Genomic DNA, 4982 nt, shown 5'->3' with positions numbered 1-4982 from the left:
AAGCATTTACAAGATAAGCTGACAGCCAGCCTACCTGAGGGCGTGACCGTTGTTGCCAAGCATCGCGAAAAGCATCGTTGGTAGTAGTTAGTAAGCGCGGACAACACGCTGTTATTTTGAATTGACTGTATAAAAAGCATTATTAACTTTATTATTTATTATCTCGAAAACGGAAAGCTTTTATGATTGACTGGTCAGAACATGATATGCGCGTCTCGCGCACAGAGCTTAAAAAATCTCATGAGCGCTTGCAACAGTTGTCGATACCGCTTGCGAGCTTATCGAAAAAGCAGCTCAAAAACCTACCAGCAAGCGATTACTTTATGGCAGAGTTGATGGCGCTTGCCGATATTACTAGTGCCAATGCTCGTAATCGCCAAACTAAGCGCGTTGGTAAACTTATCAGTGAAGAAAACCGCCATGAATTGGTAAAAGCACTGTTTGATGCTTTTTTTCCAAAAGAGCAGGTGTCTAAAATTGAAAGTTGGCATGAGCGCCTCAACATTAATGACGAAGGCACGCTCAAGCAGTTCGTTAAACAATACAAAGCCTCTGAGCGTAATAGTATGTATCAGCTGCTGCTGTGGATTGAATACGCCAAACATACGCAAGATGATGAACTGATGGCGGAATCTAAAGAAGACCTAGCAAGCTATATTCGTGAAGTGGCGATATTGTCGCAGTTAAAAGGTTAGTTATTTTATTGTTTTAGAATAGCAACTTTATAAAATATAAAGGCTAAAGAAAAAACAGCAACCTCTAGACAGACTATAAAAAAGCCAATCACTATGATTGGCTTTTTTACGTTCTATTAGCTATATAAGCTGAATTACTTTTTCTCAGCACGTACTTTATTAACTAAATAATCAACCACTTTAGGTACGGTAGCGCTTTCGCCAGTAACGACATATTTGCCTTGGATGATAACGGCTGGTACACCTGAGATTTGATAACGCTTAGCACCTGCTTGTGAGCGACCGATTTTTGTACCCACAGCAAATGAGTTATAAAGGCTGTTAAATTTCTTTTGGTCAACGCCTTTAGACGCATACCATTTGCTTAATGAGGCTTGATCAAATAATTGCTTGCCATCTTTATGTACTGCCTCAAATAGCGCATCATGGGTTTTGTCTTCATAGCCTAATAACTGAGCGGCATAAAAACCACGGGCGCTGGCTTCCCAAACAGGGTTAAGCGCCGCTGGCGTTTTAAAGAATGCCACATCTTTACCCTTGGTTTTTGCCCATTTTTCCATATGCGGATTGAGAACGTTACAATGTGGGCAACCATACCAAAAGAACTCACGCACAATGATAGCATCACCGCTGATTTTTTCTGGGTTGTCTAGCACACGATAGTCTTTTCCTGCGACATAATTGGCGGCTTGAGCGCCCATATTGGCAAGCCCAATAGCACAAGCCAGACCAGTCAATGCGATGATACGTTTCATACTTATTCCTTGAGGTATCGAGATTTAGAGATTTCTTGGGATGTTGATATAGGTTTTGGAGTGAATAAACGACCATTCTTCGATTGAATCGACCTATAGTAGAGTAGCGACTATAATAACGTAAAATGCTGGTGCTTGTGAACCTGATTCTTAACTAAAGGTTGTAAAGCTGTGCGCTATTATTTAAGGTATCTTACTGATAACTTTTAAGCTTACGGTTTTTAAAGCTTATCATTGCTCAAGATTCTTATTATTCAAAATTAGTATTTAAGAATGTCATCATTTAAGGCGATTTAAAATAATTAAAGCCACTGTTATTTATCACTTATTATAAAGAGTTGACACGCGATAATGGTAACGCCTAAGTATACAGTCAGCCGATTCACAATCGGTGACGATGTACGCACGACAAAGCCGCTGCTCCCATGCTAATATTGACTGTATAATCATGCACTGTATACGATAATAACTATAATGCCAATAAAGGAAAAATCCTATGAGCCAAGCTTTATCTTCTGAGCAGCCTTTGAGTAGTCAAGAAAATAATGATACCAATGCTGTTAATGGTCTTGACGATACTATGGCTACCGCTATCAATGTAGATGCAAGCGAAGTTGAAAAATTTAACAACTTGGCAAGCGAGTGGTGGAATAAAACCGGGGCTTTTGCTACCTTACACGAAATCAATCCGCTGCGTCTTAATTGGATAGAAGAAAACGTTAAGCGCGGCTATATAAGTAGCGACCATACGAAAACTGCAGAAACGGGTTTGGCTGGTAAAAAGGTCCTGGATGTAGGTTGCGGCGGTGGTATCTTGTCGGAATCAATGGCACGTCGCGGCGCTGATGTGACCGGTATTGACCTCGGTACGGAAAATCTAAAAGCTGCTAGCTTACACGCTGAGCAAAGTCACTTAAATGAGAGCTTGCGCTATCAACATATCCCGATTGAAGCATTGGCAGCTACTCATGCTGGGCAGTTCGATGTGGTAACCTGCATGGAGATGCTTGAGCATGTGCCAGACCCAAGTGCCATTGTAGAGGCTTGCTTTAAGCTACTAGCGCCAGGTGGCGTTTGCGTCCTATCGACCATCAATCGCAATCCTAAATCGTATCTGTTTGCCATCGTTGGTGCAGAGTACGTTTTGCGCTTACTGGATCGCGGCACCCACGATTATGCAAAGTTCATCACCCCAGCTGAGCTAGATAAAATGGCTGTTAATGCAGGATTTACGCGTCAAGATATCATTGGACTACATTATAATCCGCTGACCAAACGCTACTGGCTGGCACAAAATGTCGATGTGAATTATATGATGGCAGTGCAAAAACCCCTTGTTTAAAAAAATCTTTGATAACCATAACTAAGAGCGCCCATTATGAGCCAATTTGTGAAAGCTGTTTTGTTTGACCTTGATGGGACATTGATCGATACAGCCGCTGATTTTGTAAGAATTATTGGTAAAATGAGCCGTGAAAATGAGTGGCAAGCGCCATCTGAAGCAGAAATTCGCGAACAAGTCTCTGCGGGTGCCTCAGCGATGGTAAAACTCATGCTACGTCACAACGACCAAGTTGATTTCAGTGAGGAAACTTTACTTGAGTTCCGTCAGCAGTTTTTAGACGATTACGAAGCAGAGATTTGCGTCGATAGCTGTGTATTTAGTGAGCTTGAAGAAGTTCTGAGCACGCTTGAATTAAAAGGCGTACCGTGGGGTATTGTGACCAATAAACCACGCTATTTAGCAGAGCAATTATTAGAGAAAATGGAGCTAGATGAGCGCTGTGCGGTTTTAGTTTGTCCTGATGACGTGTCACGCCCCAAGCCTGATCCAGAGCCTATGTATGTGGCGTTAGAAAAGCTTGGTATCCCTCGAGGTGCTGCTGAAAGTGTGCTCTATGTAGGAGATCACGTCCGTGATATCGAGGCTGGTAACGCTGCTGGCATGCCCACTATTTTAGCCGCTTATGGTTATATTCCACCTGAAGATCAAAATAACTTGAAGAAGTGGGGCGCAGACTATATTACTGACACCCCTGAAAAATTGAACAAACTGTTGCTTTCTTCTGGTAAGTTTGACTATCTATAAATGAAATCAGCTATAAATCAAACGCGTTATCAGTCAATGTTTTTAACACGCGCCGCAATGATTAAACATCCCATCTATTAAATGATAAGCAGTGAGTAATGCCATGAGTGACCATACGAATCAGTCAGCGAGTCAGACAGAAAGTCAGCAAAGTAACCCACAAACCGTACAACATTCTATGCCATCTTTAACTCACGATGACATTCGGCATTTTGCAGCACCTGATAACTGTTTAGATGGTAAAACTATCTTGGTTACAGGGGCAGGTGATGGCATTGGTCGTGTCGCGGCTTTAACCTATGCGCGTTATGGCGCCACGGTACTGCTATTAGGGCGTACCAGCAGTAAGCTTGAATACGTTTATGATGAAATCGAAAGCTTTGGTGGTAAGCAACCGGCTATGCTACCGATGAATTTAGAAGGTGCTACTTATGCTGAAATGCAAAAGTTAGAAAATTTGATCCATAGAGAAGTGGGTCAGCTTGATGGTATTTTGCATAATGCTGGGATGCTTGGCGCATTGACGCCGCTTGAGATGTACGATGTTGATATGTTTGCCCAAGTAATGAAAGTTAACTTTACCTCTACCTTTATGCTCACGCAAGCGTTACTGCCTTTACTTAAAGATGCGCCTCATGGTTCCATTGTTTTCACATCGAGCAGCGTAGGGACACATCCTCGCGCTTTTTGGGGTGCTTATGCGCTCTCCAAGCAAGCGGTTGAAGGTATGAGCGATATTTTCACTCAAGAAACGCAAAACACCACCAATTTGCGTTTTAACTGTGTTAATCCTGGCGGCACTCGCACCAATATGCGTGCCCATGCGTATCCGGGAGAGAATCCGATGAGTCTCAAAACTCCTGATGACATTATGGCAGGGTATGTTTGCTTGATGAGTGATGAAAGTATTGGCGTACGTGGTCAAGTGGTCGAGCTACAGCCAAAAGATTAGTCGCAATTTATCGATGCTGATACATTGAAATTAACGATATATAACCCCATCTATTTGTTATTAAAGCGTTTTATATAAATTATAAATAATAAGGATGGATTATGGCAGGTGGCTGGTCAAGAGATGGTGCTGAGCATGAACAAATGGATGCGACCGTCAACGATGCGCTAGAGCGCGCACGCCGTGCACTACCGACAGGTAAAAGCGCGGAGTTTTGTGATGAGTGCGGTAAGCCGATTCCAGAAGCACGGCGGTTAGCTGTACCCGGTATACAGCATTGCGTTAGCTGTCAGACGGAGCTTGAACAAGAAGCAAAGGCCACTGAGTTATTTAATCGCCGCGGTAGTAAAGACAGCCAATTACGTTAAGATGGAAAATTAGCATATTGCTATGAGCACATGTTTTTATTTTGAACTGACAGTATCTACCATCAAGCAGTTAAATAGAGCCGTAGTTGAATAAAAAAGCAGTCAAAAAACCCCTGTCACAAG

General features: G+C 42.5%; 6 protein-coding genes. 5 read left to right on the top strand and 1 reads right to left on the bottom strand.

Going from position 1 to position 4982, the window contains the following annotated elements; genetic code table 11:
• Nucleotides 1-182 precede the first annotated feature (182 nt).
• Nucleotides 183-695, top strand: a complete 513-nt coding sequence (gene yjgA, locus CAN34_RS11110) for a ribosome biogenesis factor YjgA (protein WP_079690618.1) — start codon at nucleotides 183-185, stop codon at nucleotides 693-695.
• A 134-nt stretch (nucleotides 696-829) separates the two neighbouring features.
• Here yjgA and CAN34_RS11105 read toward each other — a convergent pair whose 3' ends face one another.
• Nucleotides 830-1450: a thiol:disulfide interchange protein DsbA/DsbL gene (locus tag CAN34_RS11105; RefSeq protein WP_089555715.1), complete on the bottom strand. Its 621-nt coding sequence runs from the start codon at nucleotides 1448-1450 to the stop codon at nucleotides 830-832.
• Between the two features lie 580 nt (nucleotides 1451-2030).
• Here CAN34_RS11105 and ubiG point away from each other — a divergent pair.
• The 4 genes from ubiG to CAN34_RS11085 all read left to right on the top strand — a co-directional run bounded on the left by ubiG (nucleotide 2031) and on the right by CAN34_RS11085 (nucleotide 4859).
• A complete protein-coding gene (gene ubiG / locus CAN34_RS11100) occupies nucleotides 2031-2792 on the top strand; it encodes a bifunctional 2-polyprenyl-6-hydroxyphenol methylase/3-demethylubiquinol 3-O-methyltransferase UbiG (protein WP_254423174.1) in 762 nt (253 codons plus the stop codon).
• A gap of 36 nt (nucleotides 2793-2828) precedes the next feature.
• Nucleotides 2829-3539, top strand: coding sequence for an HAD family hydrolase (locus tag CAN34_RS11095; protein ID WP_089555713.1), 711 nt, complete (start codon nucleotides 2829-2831; stop codon nucleotides 3537-3539).
• Nucleotides 3540-3717: 178 nt separating this feature from the next.
• Nucleotides 3718-4491: a YciK family oxidoreductase gene (locus CAN34_RS11090; RefSeq protein WP_254423173.1), complete on the top strand. Its 774-nt coding sequence runs from the start codon at nucleotides 3718-3720 to the stop codon at nucleotides 4489-4491.
• Between the two features lie 101 nt (nucleotides 4492-4592).
• Nucleotides 4593-4859 carry a DksA/TraR family C4-type zinc finger protein gene (locus CAN34_RS11085; RefSeq protein ID WP_079690623.1) on the top strand — a complete coding sequence of 89 codons (267 nt, stop codon included), beginning with the start codon at nucleotides 4593-4595 and terminating at the stop codon, nucleotides 4857-4859.
• The last annotated feature ends 123 nt before the right edge of the window (nucleotides 4860-4982 follow it).

The organism is Psychrobacter sp. DAB_AL32B (genome assembly GCF_002224105.1).
GTDB lineage: Bacteria > Pseudomonadota > Gammaproteobacteria > Pseudomonadales > Moraxellaceae > Psychrobacter.
Note: the sequence above shows the minus strand (reverse complement) of the source record. Positions and strands in the feature narration are given on the sequence as shown.

Excerpts from the sequence above, each read along its gene's own strand:
- CAN34_RS11090 (WP_254423173.1), top strand. The coding sequence starts at position 3,718 with ATGCCATCTTTAACTCACGATGACATTCGGCATTTTGCAGCACCTGAT.
- CAN34_RS11095 (WP_089555713.1), top strand. The coding sequence starts at position 2,829 with ATGAGCCAATTTGTGAAAGCTGTTTTGTTTGACCTTGATGGGACATTG.
- ubiG (WP_254423174.1), top strand. The coding sequence starts at position 2,031 with ATGGCTACCGCTATCAATGTAGATGCAAGCGAAGTTGAAAAATTTAAC.
- yjgA (WP_079690618.1), top strand. The coding sequence starts at position 183 with ATGATTGACTGGTCAGAACATGATATGCGCGTCTCGCGCACAGAGCTT.
- CAN34_RS11105 (WP_089555715.1), bottom strand. The coding sequence starts at position 1,450 with ATGAAACGTATCATCGCATTGACTGGTCTGGCTTGTGCTATTGGGCTT.
- CAN34_RS11085 (WP_079690623.1), top strand. The coding sequence starts at position 4,593 with ATGGCAGGTGGCTGGTCAAGAGATGGTGCTGAGCATGAACAAATGGAT.